Source organism: Pseudomonas marvdashtae (assembly GCF_014268655.2).
Lineage (GTDB): Bacteria > Pseudomonadota > Gammaproteobacteria > Pseudomonadales > Pseudomonadaceae > Aquipseudomonas > Aquipseudomonas marvdashtae.
The window spans coordinates 1,918,701-1,934,442 of the sequence record NZ_JABWQX020000001.1 but is presented as its reverse complement, the minus strand read 5'-3'; the positions used below and the strand labels follow the sequence as shown (position 1 = coordinate 1,934,442).

The 15,742-nt window shown below is 59.5% G+C and carries 16 protein-coding genes; 9 read left to right on the top strand and 7 right to left on the bottom strand.

Features of this window, described 5'->3' with window-relative positions; genetic code table 11:
- Positions 1-53 precede the first annotated feature (53 nt).
- The 4 genes from HU742_RS08900 to HU742_RS08885 all read right to left on the bottom strand — a co-directional run bounded on the left by HU742_RS08900 (position 54) and on the right by HU742_RS08885 (position 3,933).
- Positions 54-1,082, bottom strand: coding sequence for an Ldh family oxidoreductase (locus HU742_RS08900; RefSeq protein ID WP_186642255.1), 1,029 nt, complete (start codon positions 1,080-1,082; stop codon positions 54-56).
- A gap of 55 nt (positions 1,083-1,137) precedes the next feature.
- Positions 1,138-2,037 (bottom strand): glycine betaine ABC transporter substrate-binding protein, encoded by a 900-nt coding sequence (locus HU742_RS08895; protein ID WP_186642254.1) that lies wholly within the window; start codon positions 2,035-2,037, stop codon positions 1,138-1,140.
- Positions 2,038-2,248: 211 nt separating this feature from the next.
- The gene (locus HU742_RS08890; RefSeq protein ID WP_186637754.1) at positions 2,249-3,184 is read right to left on the bottom strand and encodes an electron transfer flavoprotein subunit alpha/FixB family protein; all 936 of its coding nucleotides are present in this window, start codon (positions 3,182-3,184) and stop codon (positions 2,249-2,251) included.
- The gene (locus HU742_RS08885) at positions 3,184-3,933 is read right to left on the bottom strand and encodes an electron transfer flavoprotein subunit beta/FixA family protein (protein ID WP_186637756.1); all 750 of its coding nucleotides are present in this window, start codon (positions 3,931-3,933) and stop codon (positions 3,184-3,186) included. The genes HU742_RS08890 and HU742_RS08885 overlap by 1 nt, the downstream gene beginning before the upstream one ends.
- A gap of 200 nt (positions 3,934-4,133) precedes the next feature.
- On the opposite strand from HU742_RS08885, the gene HU742_RS08880 reads away from it, so the two are divergent.
- The gene (locus HU742_RS08880; RefSeq protein ID WP_186637759.1) at positions 4,134-6,170 is read left to right on the top strand and encodes an NADH:flavin oxidoreductase; all 2,037 of its coding nucleotides are present in this window, start codon (positions 4,134-4,136) and stop codon (positions 6,168-6,170) included.
- 154 nt (positions 6,171-6,324) lie between these two features.
- On the opposite strand, the gene HU742_RS08875 is transcribed toward HU742_RS08880, so the two are convergent.
- On the bottom strand, positions 6,325-7,110 hold the full coding sequence (locus HU742_RS08875) for a pyrroline-5-carboxylate reductase family protein (RefSeq protein ID WP_186637762.1): 786 nt from the start codon (positions 7,108-7,110) through the stop codon (positions 6,325-6,327).
- Complete coding sequence (locus HU742_RS08870) at positions 7,100-7,807, bottom strand: TetR/AcrR family transcriptional regulator (RefSeq protein WP_186642253.1); 708 nt, start codon at positions 7,805-7,807, stop codon at positions 7,100-7,102. The genes HU742_RS08875 and HU742_RS08870 overlap by 11 nt, the downstream gene beginning before the upstream one ends.
- 241 nt (positions 7,808-8,048) lie before the next feature.
- Here HU742_RS08870 and choW point away from each other — a divergent pair, with 241 nt between their 5' ends.
- The 7 genes from choW to HU742_RS27180 all read left to right on the top strand — a co-directional run bounded on the left by choW (position 8,049) and on the right by HU742_RS27180 (position 14,169).
- Positions 8,049-8,897, top strand: coding sequence for a choline ABC transporter permease subunit (choW, locus tag HU742_RS08865; protein WP_186637767.1), 849 nt, complete (start codon positions 8,049-8,051; stop codon positions 8,895-8,897).
- Complete coding sequence (choV, locus tag HU742_RS08860) at positions 8,894-10,117, top strand: choline ABC transporter ATP-binding protein (protein ID WP_186637769.1); 1,224 nt, start codon at positions 8,894-8,896, stop codon at positions 10,115-10,117. The genes choW and choV overlap by 4 nt, the downstream gene beginning before the upstream one ends.
- A gap of 27 nt (positions 10,118-10,144) precedes the next feature.
- A complete protein-coding gene (locus HU742_RS08855; RefSeq protein ID WP_186637771.1) occupies positions 10,145-11,083 on the top strand; it encodes a LysR substrate-binding domain-containing protein in 939 nt (312 codons plus the stop codon).
- A 139-nt stretch (positions 11,084-11,222) separates the two neighbouring features.
- The gene (locus HU742_RS08850; RefSeq protein ID WP_186637773.1) at positions 11,223-12,479 is read left to right on the top strand and encodes an aromatic ring-hydroxylating oxygenase subunit alpha; all 1,257 of its coding nucleotides are present in this window, start codon (positions 11,223-11,225) and stop codon (positions 12,477-12,479) included.
- A 9-nt stretch (positions 12,480-12,488) separates the two neighbouring features.
- Positions 12,489-13,625 carry an FAD-binding oxidoreductase gene (locus HU742_RS08845; protein WP_186642251.1) on the top strand — a complete coding sequence of 379 codons (1,137 nt, stop codon included), beginning with the start codon at positions 12,489-12,491 and terminating at the stop codon, positions 13,623-13,625.
- An 81-nt stretch (positions 13,626-13,706) separates the two neighbouring features.
- Complete coding sequence (locus HU742_RS08840; protein ID WP_186637777.1) at positions 13,707-13,970, top strand: hypothetical protein; 264 nt, start codon at positions 13,707-13,709, stop codon at positions 13,968-13,970.
- 112 nt (positions 13,971-14,082) lie between these two features.
- Entirely contained in the window at positions 14,083-14,169 is an 87-nt protein-coding gene (locus tag HU742_RS27180; RefSeq protein ID WP_442087941.1) for a small membrane protein YohP, read from the top strand.
- A 23-nt stretch (positions 14,170-14,192) separates the two neighbouring features.
- On the opposite strand, the gene HU742_RS08835 is transcribed toward HU742_RS27180, so the two are convergent.
- A complete protein-coding gene (locus HU742_RS08835) occupies positions 14,193-14,777 on the bottom strand; it encodes a TetR family transcriptional regulator (protein ID WP_186642250.1) in 585 nt (194 codons plus the stop codon).
- 146 nt (positions 14,778-14,923) lie between these two features.
- Here HU742_RS08835 and HU742_RS08830 point away from each other — a divergent pair, with 146 nt between their 5' ends.
- Entirely contained in the window at positions 14,924-15,712 is a 789-nt protein-coding gene (locus tag HU742_RS08830) for an SDR family NAD(P)-dependent oxidoreductase (RefSeq protein ID WP_186642249.1), read from the top strand.
- The last annotated feature ends 30 nt before the right edge of the window (positions 15,713-15,742 follow it).

Below are 15,742 nucleotides of genomic sequence, written 5' to 3'. Positions count from 1 at the left end.
AGTGCTGTTCATCTCGTTTCGCCTCCCATTTCCGAGCGACGTATCGAACTGGGCTACAGACGGCTCAACTGTTCCAGCAAATCAACGGGAACACTGATCCCATCATCCTGCGCGGCGACCGTTGCGTGTTGCCGTTCCCATCCCGGCCTGTGGACATGCATCTGCGTCAGGCGGGCCAGTTGACTGGCAAGCCGCTGCTCGAATCCCGGCGAAAAGAAATCCGGCGCCAGAAGCAGGAGCAACAGGCCACAGCCGGGCGTCTGGTTTCCCTGGTTGAAATCCGGCGCATCCAACGACCAATTGGCCCCCGTGAGCCCCGCCGCCAGAACCTCGACCATGAGCATCAGATTGGCCCCTCGGTGACCACCAAAAGGCAGCAGCGCACCGCCCAGCGCCGCCAAGGCGTTGCGTGTGCCGTGCCCTTGCTGGTCCACCGCCCAGCCCTCGGGAATATCGCTGCCCGTCGAAGCGGCGTGGGCGATGTTCACGAACGCCGCAGCACTGCAGGCCTGGTCGAACTGCAGGGGGATACCATCGGCCGAGGGCGCGGCAAATGAGAGTGGATTGGTCGAGTAAGTCTTGCCCTTGGCGCCAGGAACGGCCACCAGCGCCGGTCCGTTTGCGACTGCCAAGGCAATCAGCCCGGCCTGGGCAAACCGCAGCGTGTAGTCGCCCAGCTCGCCGCTGGTGAAGCTATTCCATTGGCTGAGCGCGGCCATGCCATTGGCCTGCGCGGCATGGCACAACGAATCGAAACAGCGATCGACACCAAGCTGGGCAATTCCGCCTTGGGCATCAGACTTGAAGATAATCGCGCCGGCGCGGGAGACGCGTGGCTCGGCACGCGGATTGATACGTCCGGAGGAAAACCCCGGCAAGTAATCGGCGAGATGCCGAAACCCCACGGCGTGGTTACCGCGCGCTTGCGCAGCCACGGTGGCATGGGCCAATGAGAGCGCAACCGCTGATGAGCAGCCCTTCGCTTCGCAGAGATGCGCCACCCAGTCGATCGCTTCATTAAGGGTTAAGCGACGATAAATTGTGGTCTTCAAGGGTATCGCCTGACTAATCGATCGATACATCCGATACCCTTCACCACGGGCATCGGATGGCAACACAACTATCGGACAGCGGCCATTACTGGGCCGGTGTCGCGGAAGCCGTCTGGCTGCCGAACATCGCTTCGAAACGAGGCTTGTTGGCGGCGTAGTACTCTGCAACGACCTTGTCTGCCGAACTGTCACGGGCGCTCGCCATCAACTTCTCAAGGTCGGCCTTGGGAATCTTGAAGTTGGCGAAGAACCGGGCGACATCGGGATGCTCGGCGCTGAAGCCTTTGCGGGCAATCGCGTGAATTTGCTCGGCGCCGCCGAACACCTGCTTCGGATCATCCAAGTAACGCAGTGGCCACTTGGCGAACATCCAGTGCGGGCTCCAGGCGTTGATCAATGCCCACTTGTCACGCTTGAGGTTGCGATCCAGCTCGCTCAACATGCCGGACTCTGAAGAGGCGACCATCTTGTAGCCATCGAGCTTGTACTCCTTGATAGCCTTCTCCGTCAGCTTGTACTGCCCGTTGCCCACTTCCGACGTCAGGATCTTGCCTCCGAGTTTTTCCCGCACTTCAGGCTTGTTCAGGTCTTCGACACTGGCCAGTTCGCTGGTTGGAATGGACGTTGGCACCGCCATGCCGATCCGACCTTCATACAACACGCCGAGGTCTTCGAGCTTATCCTGGTATTTGTCGTAGAACGACTTGTGAGTGCTCGGCAGCCAAACCATCGGGATCAGGTCGATATTGCCGTTGGCCAAGGCCTGGAACTGAATGCCAATATCGGCGAGCACCAATTTGACCGGTTGCTTCAAGTGGTCGCGCAATGCTGTATCGGCCAGCTTTACCGCTATTTCCGTATCCGACCAATTCACCCAACCGATACGAATGGGCGTGGGTTCCTCGGCGTGGGCGATCAGACTGCCACAGGCCAATGCAAGGCCCGTAAACCAGCCGACAAAAGTTTTATTGGATAACGTCATCATGTGCATCTCCGCAGACTGTATTAGTAGTTATTGGCAGGGCAGTAGAAGCATTCATTCCCATCAGGAGCGCCAAATGGCATCGCCTTGCAGCAGACTTCATTTGATGCGCGGACAGTTGTAGTTATGGCAGATCAGTCGAGTTTCCAGGTCGGTCGGCCCTCCCCCGCCTTTTGGCGGAGTTGATGCGCTAATAGATTCACTCAAGCCCCGTTCACAACGCCTTTTCGAGCGCCGGCAGTACTTCGAACAGGTCCGCCACCAGCATGTAATCCGCCACTTGCGCAATCGGCGCCTCAGCATCCTGGTTGATCGCGACGATGACTTTTGAACCACTCATGCCCGCCAGATGCTGAATGGCCCCGCTGATACCTGCGGCGATATAAAGTTCTGGCGCGACGATTTTCCCGGTCTGCCCGACCTGCAAATCGTTGGGCGCAAATCCCGAATCCACAGCAGCGCGGGAGGCCCCTACGGCACCGCCGAGCTTGTCGGCCACGCGCTCGATCAGGGCGAAATTCTCTTTGCTCTGCATGCCGCGGCCACCGGACACGACGACGCGGGCGCTCGCCAGGTCGGGCCTTTCGCTGGCGGTCAGTTGTTCACTGACGAAGCGCACGTTGCTTGCGCTTTGCCCGCCCTTCACCGCCAGCACTTCACAGGGATGCTCATGGGCCAAGGCTTGGGCGAACGCCGAGGCGCGGACGGTGAGCAACTTGATCGGGTCGAGGGACTGAACCGTGGCGATCGCATTGCCGGCGTAAATGGGTCGCTGGAAGGTGTCCGCCGAAACGATGTAGGTGACGTCGGACAGCATGCCGACATCCAGGCTGGCAGCCACCCTCGGCAGCAGATTGCGACCCATGCTGCTGGCGTCGGCAACGACGTGCGTATACCCCTCGGCCACCAGCGAAGTGATCAGCGGTTGGACATTTTCCGCCAGGGGGTTTTCGAACATCGTCCCTTGTGCGAGCAGCACCCGGTCCAGGCCCTGGGCCAGTGCCGCCTGTTGCACCACCGTCGCCGCATCCGCCCCGCCCATCACCAGCAAATCCGTCTCGGCACCCAAGGCGATGGCGGCGGTCACGGCACTCCATGTACCTGCCGTCAACTGACCTGCACTGTGCTCGGCGATCACCAATGTGCGCATCAAATCACCCCCGCAACGTTCTTCAATTTATCCACCAGCTCGGCCACCGAACTGACGTTGATCCCCGCTTTGCGCACCGCAGGCGGGACCACCCCTAATAATCGAGCGTGTTCCTTCACGCTCGCGCCCAAGGTGTCGGCGGAAACGATTTCAAGCGGTTTTTTTTTGGCTTTCATGATGTTCGGCAACGACGCGTAGCGCGGCTGATTCAGGCGCAAGTCGCAGGTCACCACGGCCGGCATTTCAAGCGCGACCATTTGGCTGCCACCGTCGACTTCACGCTCGACGACCCATTGCCCGTCGACCTGATTGATTGCAGAGGCGTAAGTGGCCTGACCGCTGCCGATCAACTGCGCGACCATTTGGCCGACCTGGTTGTTTTCCTGGTCGATGGCCTGTTTGCCGAACAGGATCAGTTGCGGCTTCTCTTGATCGATCACTTTGCTCAGGTACTTGGCGACGTTGAGTGGCTCGAGTAGCGCATTCGTCTCGACCAGCAGCGCCCGGTCCGCACCCAGTGCCAATGCCGTGCGCAGTTGTTCCTGGGCGGCCGAAGTGCCCACCGAGACCACCACCACTTCGGATGCCAGCCCTTTCTCCTTGAGGCGAATCGCCTCTTCCACCGCGATCTCGCAGAACGGGTTCAAGGCCATCTTCACGCCATTGAGCTCGACGTCTGAACCGTCAGCTTTCACCCGGACTTTCACATTCGGGTCGATGGCACGCTTTACCGCAACGAGCACTTTCATGGCCGCCTCGCACTCTGGATGTATGCCTGGGGTGACCGGCTGGACGACCTGGAGCACCCCTGTTTCGACTGGATGGTAATCCTGGTTTTTCCGCCACGCAAGAAAAATGTACACCTGTGTCTCAATCGTTGACACACATGAACATTCAACCTACCGTTATGTCAAAACCAAGCCTGATGTTCTGTTCCCGGAGCAACACCATGTCCAGCGATCCTCTGCTGCAGCCCTACAAGATCAAGCACCTGACCCTCAAGAATCGGATCATGACCACGTCCCATGAGCCGGCGTATCCTGTCGACGGCATGCCGAAGGATCTGTACCGCGCTTATCACGTCGAACGCGCCAAGGCCGGCGTTGCGCTGACCATGACCGCGGGCTCCGCCGCGGTTTCACGGGACAGCCCGCCGGTGTTCAACAACGTGCTGGCGTACAAGGACGAAGTGGTCAAATGGATGAAGGACCTGACCGACGAATGCCACGAACACGGCGCGGCGGTAATGATCCAACTGACCCACCTGGGACGGCGCACGCGCTGGGACAAGGCAGACTGGCTGCCGGTCGTCTCACCGTCCCATCGCCGGGAAGCGTCCCACCGGGCCTTCCCGAAAAAGATGGAAGACTGGGACATCGATCGGATCGTCAAGGATTATGTGGACGCCGCCGAACGCATGAAGGCCGCCGGTCTCGATGGCTTGGAACTGCAGGCGTACGGGCACCTCATGGATCAGTTCTGGTCGCCACTGACCAACGATCTCGATGGCCCTTACGGTGGTTCTCTGGAAAACCGCATGCGCTTCACCTTCGAGGTGTTGCGCGGTATCCGCCAGCGCTGCGGTGAGGATTTCCTGCTCGGGGTGCGCTACACCGGCGATGAAGACCTGCCCGGTGGCTTTGGCGCCAGCGACGGCCTGCAGATTTCCCATATGCTCAAGGACAGCGGCCTGGTGGACTTCCTCAACGTCGTTCGCGGGCACATCGATACCGATGCCGGCCTCACCGACGTGATTCCGATCCAGGGCATGCGCAACTCGCCGCACCTGGATTTCGCCGGCGAGATTCGCTCCGCCACAGGCTTCCCGACATTCCATGCGGCCAAGATTCCGGACGTTGCCACGGCGCGGCACGCCATCGCCTCCGGCAAGGTCGACATGATCGGCATGACCCGCGCGCACATGACCGACCCGCACATCGTGCGCAAGATCATCGAAAAACGTGAAGAGGAAATCCGCCCATGCGTGGGCGCGAACTACTGCCTGGACCGCATCTACCAGGGCGGCGCCGCGTATTGCATTCACAACGCCGCCACCGGTCGCGAAACCACCATGCCCCACGACATCCCCAAGGCGACAGTCAAACGCAAGGTGGTGGTGATCGGCACCGGCCCGGCGGGCCTGGAAGCGGCACGGGTGGCTGGCGAACGTGGCCACGAGGTCACGGTATTCGAAGTGGCGGATCAGCCCGGTGGACAGATCCGCTTGACCGCGCAGAGCGAGCGGCGGCGCGAGATGATCAGCATCATCGACTGGCGCATGGCGCAATGCGAGCGGCTGGGTGTGAAGTTCCAGTTCAATACCTGGGCCGAAACCGACACGGTCATGGCCGAGGAACCTCACGTGGTAATCGTCGCCACGGGCGGCCTGCCCCACACCGAGGTGCTCAAGCACGGCAACGAACTGGTGGTGTCGACCTGGGACATCATTTCCGGCGACGTCAAGCCTGGCCAGAACGTGCTGATCTTCGATGACGCGGGTGACCACGCGGCGCTGCAAGCGGCGGAAGTGATTGCCAACAGCGGCGCAAAACTGGAGATCGTCACGCCAGACCGGTCATTTGCGCCGGAGGTGATGGCGATGAACCTGGTGCCGTACATGCGCAGCCTGCAGGACCTGGACGTCACTTTCACTGTCACCTATCGGGTTGACTCCGTGGAAAAACGCGACGGTCGCCTGGTGGTCAACTTCGGCAGCGACTACGGCCAGGTGCACAAGCAGCGCGTGGTCGATCAGGTAGTGGTCAACCACGGCACCCTGCCACTGGACGACCTGTATTTCGAATTGCGCCCGCATTCGAGCAACAACGGTGCGGTCGAACAACACGATCTGATTGCCGGGAAAACCCAGAATATCGTGACCAACCCCGAAGGCCGCTTCCAGTTGTTCCGGATCGGCGATGCGGTGTCGGCGCGCAATACCCATGCGGCGATCTACGATGCGTTGCGGCTGGTCAAGGACATCTGAAGTCAATGTCCTTTATCGGTGCCTGATGAAAATCAAAAATGTGCGCGAGCTTGTTCGCGATAGCGGTTTCACAGTCGACAGAGATGTTGGATGTGCTGGCCTCTTCGCGAGCAGGCTCGCTCGCAAAGTCTTCTATGCAGATAGAACTCACGAATCAGGCTTGAAGCCCCTTGCGAGCAACCGCGGCGCCTTCCTGCAACGCCCTTCCAATCTGTTCTTCGAAACACCCCTGACTCATCGCCAGCAAGGCAGCGGCCGTTACACCACGGTAGGCGACCAAAGCATCGATCATTTGCTGGGCGTCGCGGCTCGCCAGCAATTGACTGCTGTTGACCACGACATTTTTCGCGGCAAGCTGCGCGATATCGCCAGGGATGCCGGCTGCCATCGCCTGATTGGCCAACGCAGTCATCAACAAGGCCGGAAAGGCCGGACCGGTGCCCGAGAGTGCGGACAAGTAATCAATGAAGTCCTCTTCCTGGACCTCAGCCGCCGTACCCACGCATTCGAACACGCGCTGCACAAAGCTTCTCGTTGTCGCCTCTACCTCTCCAGCACAATACCAAGGCGTGAAGGACTGCTCGATTTCCACCGCCGCGTTGGGCATCGCCCGCACGACCGCCGCAGCCGAGGTCTGCGCGATGATCGCTTGTGCCTTGATCCCGGCCATCAGGGAGATAACAGTCTTGCCAGTCGCGTTGATATTCAGACTGGTGAAATGCTCGGGGCGAACCGCAATGATGATGACGTCGCTGCGATCGACCAGGTCCTGGTTATCCGTGACCAGGCAGGCGCCTTGTTGTGCCAATGGGTGACTGCCCGAACGGTTGGAAATGACCAGGTTGCCTGCCGGCAGCAGTGCCTTCGCCAACACTGCCTTGGCGATCGCGCCGCCCAACCAACCGGTTCCGCCAATGATCCCCAGGGTTTCATTGATCATCGGCGGTGCCTTCGTCGAATGTGTCGGTCAAGGGAACGAAAACCCCCGACTCTTTTTCGGCATAGCCGAACTTCCCGTAGAAACGATCCAGTTCGCGCTGCTTGGGGACTTTACCGGTGAAGATGCTCACGTAATGAGGAATGCGCTGGAAGCGCACGGTGATCAGCTCAGTCGTGTTCATGGTGATGTAGCCAATCTGCGTCAGATAGATCGTTCGGGCCCGGCTATCAGCGCCTTGGCTGTCATAGCCAAAGCGCTTGAACATGCTTGCCAGGGCGTTCATTCGCTGCTCATCTACCACCGCGACCTCTTGAGCCACTTCAGCGGACTGAAGCGCCCAACTGCGCACGGCAAACTCGAACTGCGAGTCGAACAGCTGAGGGTTAAGCCAGCACTCGAACACATTCAGGATCGCCTCGGAGATGCTTTCGGCATAGCTTTCACTTTGCCGGACCAAGCCTCCCGTATTGGTCTCCCGCCAACGCGATAGCAACGCAGCCAGCAGTTGCTCGCGGTCTTCGAAGAACCAGTAGAAGCTGGTGCGTGACAAGCCCAGGCGCTTGGCCAGCGGCATGACCCGGACAGCATCGATGCCCGACTCCTTCAGAGCCTCGTAGGCCGCTTCCAGCCAGCCCTCCGGCGAGCCCCGCCAGCCTGCGTCCTGGGCCTTACTACGGGCCTTCCCTACCTGCGGCATCGTGCGCCTCCTTCTTCAAATACGTGATAGAAATGTACTCTGATGATCTCTTAATGTACACATGAGTACATTTTGTTGACTTGACCGTCTTGAGCACTTAGAGTCCAGCATCGTGGATGATCCAACCAGCGCTCCAATCAAACAAGCCAAGCCCAGGCATGAAACAACATGTCCGTGAGGCTCGCCTGGTTGATATCTCCAAGAGGTAAGGACTCTAAAACAACAACAACGAGCCGCCATCATGTGGATTACACAAGAGAAACTCCCCTTGGGCGAGATCATTGCCCGGTATGTCGATTGGTTGACGCAGCATGGCGCAGACGTATTTGACGCGATATCGCTGGCGTTGTCCGGGACCATCACAGCGCTGACCCACGCCCTTCTTTGGTTCAACCCCCTGGCTTTGATCGCGATATTTGCGCTCCTCGCTTACTACATCCAGCGCAAGGTCAGCCTGACACTGTTCGTCGCCTTCTCATTCTTGCTGATATTCAACCTCGGCTACTGGCAGGAAACCATGGAGACCCTGGCGCAAGTGACGTTCGCCACTCTCGTGTGCGTGATCATCGGCGTACCGCTGGGCATCGTTGCCGCGCACAAGCCGATGTTCTACACCATGATGCGTCCGGTGCTCGATCTGATGCAGACCGTACCGACCTTCGTCTACCTCATTCCTACCCTGACCCTCTTCGGCCTGGGTGTGGTTCCGGGCCTGATCTCCACCGTGGTGTTCGCGATTGCCGCGCCCATCCGTCTGACCTACCTGGGTATCCGCGACGTACCGACCGAACTGATGGACGCCGGCAAAGCCTTCGGCTGCTCCCGTCGCCAGCTCCTGTCGCGCATTGAACTGCCCCATGCGATGCCGAGCATCGCCGCCGGTATCACCCAGTGCATCATGCTGTCGTTGTCGATGGTGGTGATCGCCGCGCTGGTGGGTGCCGATGGCCTGGGCAAACCGGTGGTCAACGCACTGAACACCGCCGATATCGCCATGGGTTTTGAAGCCGGCCTGGCGATCGTGCTGCTGGCCATTATTCTCGACCGAATCTGCAAACAACGCGAAGCCGTGAAAAGAGGTGACGTATGAGCATCATCCGTTTTGAAGACGTCGACGTCATCTTCGCTGCCCGTCCGAAGCCCGCCCTGGACCTGCTCGACAAAGGCTTTTCGCGGCCCGAGATTCTGCAGCAAACCGGTTTGATCGTCGGTGTGGAGAAAGCCAACCTGGAGATCAACAAAGGTGAGATCTGCGTGCTCATGGGCCTGTCCGGCTCCGGCAAATCCAGCCTGCTGCGCTGCATCAACGGCTTGAACACGGTCAGTCGCGGCAAGCTGTTCGTCGAGCATGAAGGCCGACAGATCGACATCGCCTCCTGCACCCCCGCCGAACTGAAGATGATGCGCACCCAGCGCATCGCCATGGTGTTCCAGAAGTTCGCCCTGATGCCCTGGCTGACGGTGCGCGAGAACATCAGCTTCGGCCTGGAAATGCAGGGTCGAGCGGAGAAGGAACGCAAGAAGCTGGTGAATGAGAAGCTTGAGTTGGTGGGCCTGACCCAGTGGCGCAACAAGAAGCCCGACGAACTGTCCGGCGGCATGCAGCAACGGGTCGGCCTGGCCCGGGCATTGGCGATGGACGCCGACATCCTGTTGATGGACGAACCGTTTTCGGCCCTCGACCCGCTGATTCGCCAAGGCCTGCAGGACGAGTTGCTCGATCTGCAGCGCAAACTGCACAAGACCATCGTCTTCGTCAGCCATGACCTGGACGAAGCCTTGAAGCTGGGCACGCGCATCGCCATCATGAAAGACGGCAAGATCATCCAGTACAGCAAGCCCGAAGAGATCGTACTCAACCCGGCCGACGACTACGTGCGCAACTTCGTCGCCCACACCAACCCGTTGAATGTGCTGTGCGCGAAAAGCTTGATGACCCCACTGGACCAATGCGTTTTCGCCCGCGACGAATATTGCCTGGAAACGGCTCAAAACCTGTGGATGGCGGTGAATTCGCAGCGTCATCTGACCAACGTTCGAAAAGGTGCAACCGCCGCACACGTCCAATCATGGAATCCGACCGAGCGAATCGACAGCTTGGCGCGACAACCGACTTGCGTGCCGCCGATCACCACCATGCGCGACGCCCTGCAGATTCGCTACGAAACGGGCCATCCCTTGATCGTGCGGGATGAGGCCGGTACCGTCCTGGGTATCTTGGGCGACGGTGAACTGTATCGGGCACTGCTGGGGCACAACCTGTCGCACCCTGTGCCCGCTGAGCCCGCACGAGAATCTTCGGTGGCGTGAGTCACCCGGCACGGCGTTGGAACACCTATGCAACCCAGCGATATCGATAAAAAGGTCAAGGGCTATCGGCGGCTGATACCGTCGATGACGGCGTTGCTGGAATTCGAAGCCGTGGCGCGGCTGGCCAGTTTCACCCTGGCCGCCCAAGAGCTGGGCGTGACCCAGGCGGCCGTCAGCAAACAGATCCGGTTGTTGGAAGATACCCTGGAGACCAAGCTGTTCCATCGGCTTCATCGGTCGATCAAGCTGACCCACGAAGGCTATGTGTTGCATCTGGTCGTCGCGGAGTCCATTCATCGCATGGCCAGTGTCTTCGACAAAATTGCCGAGGGCATTGGTGAGCAAGAGATCACCATCGCCTGCACGCAAGCGTTTTCCCACTCGAGAATACTCCCCCGGTTGATTGCACTGCGCACCCTGCAACCGAAGCTGAAGTTGCGCTTGTTGACCCAACAGGTCTCCCCCAGTTCATACCGGGATGACGTCGACCTGGCCATCCGTTTCGGCAATGGGAAATGGGAGGATGGAAGTTCGCTTTTCCTGTTCGATGAAGAAGTATTTCCCGTTTGCTCGCCGGCCTGGCTGGCCGCCAACGCGGCGCCCTCATCCGTCACCGATTTTTTGGACACGGCGCTGATTGACTCCGATTCCACCCTGGAAGGCTGGATGACCTGGAACCGTTGGTGCCGGGAACTCGGCGATGGGCGTCCCAAGCTCACCTATTCATTTCGCTGCAGTTCCTATAACGATGCGATCGAGGCGGCTATCCAAGGCCACGGCATTGCACTGGGATGGAGTCGACTGATCGCGCATCGGCTCAACAGTGGTGAACTGATCAGAATTACGCCTTACGTGGTCAAGCCAAAGGACGCTTATTACCTGGTTATTCCGAGCGGTCGGAAACTGGAGCCCATCACCCAGGCGCTGATCGATTGGCTGCGCGATGAAAGTTACCTAAACCCTTGATTACATGGATTTTTATGGCGATTTTTACGCATAACGCAAAGTTATGCGAGCGTGAAAATAAAGCGCGTTGACGGCCTTATCCCACCTTTCCAAACTGTACTCGCCGCCTGATCAACTTTGCGTTTGAGCGAGACCCATAATGACAATTAATACCGTGAAGACCCATCGTGAACTCCTGACCGACCGCACGCCCGGCCATGGCATGCCAGGCGGTTTGTTTGGTCGCCAGGATATTTTTGAAACCGACGTCGATATCTTTTTCACCCAGCATTGGATTCTGGTGGGAGTCACCAGCGACGTCCCCGAACCCGGTGATGTCTCGACCATCGACATTGGCAAATCCTCCATCCTCCTGGTGCGCGACGATGACGAGCATGTGCAGGCGTTTCGTAATGTCTGCCGGCACCGCGGGGCTCGCTTGAAACCGGCCGGCAAGTCGACGGTGGGCATGCTGGTCTGCCCTTATCACCAGTGGACCTACGACCTGGACGGCAGCCTGAAACATGCGGCACACATGGGCCAGGCTTTCGACCCCAAATGCAAAAGCCTGATCCCGGTGCACACTCGGGTGATCGGCACCCATGTCTTCGTCTGCCTGGGCGACGAACCGCCAGAAGACATCTTGTACCTTGATCAGGTCATGACACCGCGCTTCGCCCAATACGACATTGCCCACTCCAAGATTGCCTACGAATCGGAAATCATCGAGAACGGCAATTGGAAACTGGTGATCGAGAATAACCGCGAGTGTTATCACTGCGCCGCCACCCACCCGGAATTGACCGCCTCTTTCCTGCCCGAAGATTTCGGTTTCTGCACCGACGGGCTGGGGGAGGATTCACTCCAGGCGCTGGCGGAGTATCACCGCCGCAATGCCGAGACCAAGGCCAACTGGGAGCACGAAGGTTATATCTGCGAGGCCGTCGAACACCTGGGTGAAGACGCCGTGACCCAGTTCCGCTCGCAGCGACTGGCCATTGCCGGCAACGGCGAATCCCAGACCCTGGACACCCGCGTGGCGTGCACCCGGCTGTTTGGCGACCTCACGCGCCGCGACTTGGGCGACGTGCATCTTTGGACGCACAACTCGTGGACCCACATCATGAGCGACCATGCCGTGGTCTCCTACATCATCCCGTTGGCGCCCGATAAGACCCTGGTGCGCACCAAATGGCTGGTCCATGCCGATGCCATCGAAGGCGTCGATTACCAAGTGGATAAGCTGACCGAAGTCTGGGCGGCGACAAACCTGCAGGACGCCAACCTCGTCGGTATCACCCATAGCGGCACTCAGGACCCTGCCTACACGCCCGGGCCGTTCTCGGCCTTTACCGAAACCTATGTCGACCAGTTCTCGCGCTGGTACGCGGCGCGTCTGGCCGCCCATGGCGTGTGAGGAATGAACATGACGACTTACGAAAACCCGACACGCCCGGCAAGCGCCAGCATGGACCAGCGTTTTACCGACCCGGCCACCTGGGGCACGTTCGGCGCGCAATGGCACAGCGGAGAACAGAAAACCCTGCAATGCTGCGCCGTGCGCCCGGAAACACATGACGTAAAAACCTTCATTTTTCGCTGTGTGGACTTCAGCGCGCTGAGCTTCGAGCCCGGTCAATTCATCACCATCTCGCCAGTTATTGGTGGGCAGACCATTGCCCGCTGCTACACCCTGTCGTCCTCCCCGACCCGGCCGTTTGCGTTTTCCATTACCGTCAAGCGCGTGCCGGGGGGAACGGTGTCGAACTGGCTGCATGACCATCTCAAGCCCGGCGACAGCCTGAAGGCCTCCGGCCCGGCGGGCAGCTTTACGCCGGTCGGCCATCCGGCGACCAAGTTGTTGTACCTGTCCGCCGGTTCCGGCGTAACGCCCCTGATGTCGATGACCCGGGCTGCCTGCGACATGGCCGGCAACCTCGACATCGTGTTTGTACACAGCGCCCGCACGCCCACCGACATCATCTTCCACGCAGAGTTGACGCGCATGCAGGCCGCCATGCCGGGGCTGCGGGTCATCAGTGTTTGCGAAGGACTGGGCGACACCACTCAATGGCAACAACCGATAGGCCGGCTCGACTTATCGTTGTTGAGCCAGCACGTGCCGGACTACAAGGAACGGGAAATCTTTACCTGCGGCCCCCAGGGCTACATGGACGCGGTCAAGTCGCTGCTCAGGGAAGCGGCGTTCGATTTCGCCCACTACCATCAGGAAAGCTTTGACATTGCCGTACTGAATGACGAACCGTTGATCGAACAGGCTGCTTCGCTCAATCAGCAGGACGTCTTCACCGTGACCCTGTCGCGTTCAGGCAAGACGTTCAGCATGCCGGCCAATCAGACCGTGCTGTCTGCCGCCAAGAAAGCCGGCGCGATCGTGCCCTCCTCCTGCAGCCAGGGCGTTTGTGGCACCTGCAAGACCACCCTGCTCCAGGGCACGGTGGACATGAACCACAACGGCGGCATCAGGCAACGGGAAATCGACAAAGGCCTGCGTTTACTGTGCTGCAGCAAGCCCACTTCCGACCTGGTCCTTGATCTTTAACCCTCAAAAACCAGAACCGGCGGCCGATACCCATGACAAGACCCCAGTGACCTGGGTGGCTGGATGACGATGGGGATCGTAATGACTGAAATTTATCTGCTGATAGCGAACGGCTCGGAGCAGGGCGAGCCCTATGTCCTGGGTTGGTTCGATGACAGAAACAAAGCCAGGGAAGTGGCCGAGCAGAAAGAATGGGAGGCTTATCGGGCCCGCTTGAAGGCGGAGCATCCCTGGTCAAGCTATAAACCGCTGGCGCCGGACAAGACCGAATACCGGCGTTATTGGATCAAGACCATATCAAAATTCGAATATGTCTCTGTTCCTAGGTCCCTGGCGCTTCACTGAACGAAGCCTTCCCCTTTCACGTCTTCGTAGCGATTGACGCCAGAAAATTTACCGAACCGAGCACGCTCGCCAGGGGTCTAGAAAATTAAGCCCATCTGATGAGAGCGTTCTTATGTTGAAGTTTCTTGGTGGTACCGTTGGGATCATCTTCCTGATCGGCCTGATCGTGGTCATCGCCCTGTTCAAGTTCATCTTCTGATTGGAGTGCGGTAGGCGTTGGCCCTACCGCTTGTCTTCTGACACTGGCAAGGACGCCAGGATCCGGGCACGGCAGACCTCAAGTATTTCATTTGCCAACGGAGCGTCGTCCGGGCAGGCCCGCGACAGCATCAGCGCGCCGACGGCCTGTGCGAAAAGACTGATCATGTCCGCCCGCCCTTCTCCGTCGGCCGCTTGCGGCCCGGCGTCGTGCTTTTCTTCAAGTGAAGCCAGGGTGCTTTCCACGCCGTTGGCGAACGTCGCCTTCAACCCGTCGGATTGACGCGCCGCATCGCCGCACAGCGCCGCCAGGGTGCAACCATTGCCCCGCGCATCACGGTGCTCCTTGGAGACATACATCTGGAAGAAGTCAGCCACTTCCATCTCGCCAGCGCCTGCCAGCGATCGCGAAAGACTGTTCGCGGCCGCTTCAGCCATCAGGTCGGTTTTCGAACCGAAATGTTTGTAGAAACCGCCATGGGTGAAGCCGGCGGCAGCCATCAAATCCGCCACGCCTATGCCGTCAAAGCCTCGCTCGCGAAACAACACCGAAGCCGTCTCGACGATATGCTCCCGGTTTGCCTGGGCCTGGGCCTTGGTCACTCTCATCTTTATTACCTCGTAGCCGTTCGAAACATGCCTGCATCATACATAGATGCCGGTCGTAATCATATTCATTGACAGTTTAGATTCTGATCATCATCCTAAGGCCACCAACGCAACGCTGTCCTCGAATCCTAGAAGAGACTCATCTCATGACCACTCCCACAACCGTTCTCATCACCGGCGCTTCCACCGGTATCGGTGCTGTCTATGCCAAGCGCTTTGCGCAACGCGGGCACAACCTGGTGCTGGTTGCCCGCGACAACGCGCGACTGCAAGCCTTGGCGGCCGAGCTGCGCAGCGAACACAGCGTCAACGTCGATGTGCTCCAGGCCGACCTGACCCAAACCGGCGATCTGCACACCGTCGAGGCGCGCCTGCGTGACGACGCCAGCATCGGGATTCTGATCAACAACGCCGGAGCCGCCCAATCCGGCAGTTTCATCGAACAGACCACCGACAGCGTCGCGCACCTCGTTTCGCTCAACACCACCGCACTGGTTCGACTGGCCAGCGCCATCGCCCCACGCTTGGCGCACGCCGGCGACGGCGCGATCGTCAACATTGGCTCAGTGGTCGGCCTGGCACCGGAGTTTGGCATGACGGTCTACGGTGCGACCAAGGCATTCGTGCTGTTTCTCTCCCAAGGGCTCAGCCTGGAGCTTTCGCCCAAGGGCGTCTACGTACAAGCCGTTCTACCCGCCGCCACCCGCACCGAAATCTGGGACCGCGCGGGCATCGACATCAATAGCCTCAGCGAAATCATGGAAGTCGGCGACCTGGTCGATGCCGCATTGGTCGGATTCGATCGCCGCGAACCAGTGACCATTCCGCCCTTGCAGGACGGCGCTCAATGGGACGCCTTGCAGGCTGCGCGGCAAGGGTTGTTGGCGCAAATCAAGCAGTCGACGGTGGCCGAGCGGTATCGGGTCCAGGGCTGACAGTTGCGTCGCGGGGGCCGAATCAACGGC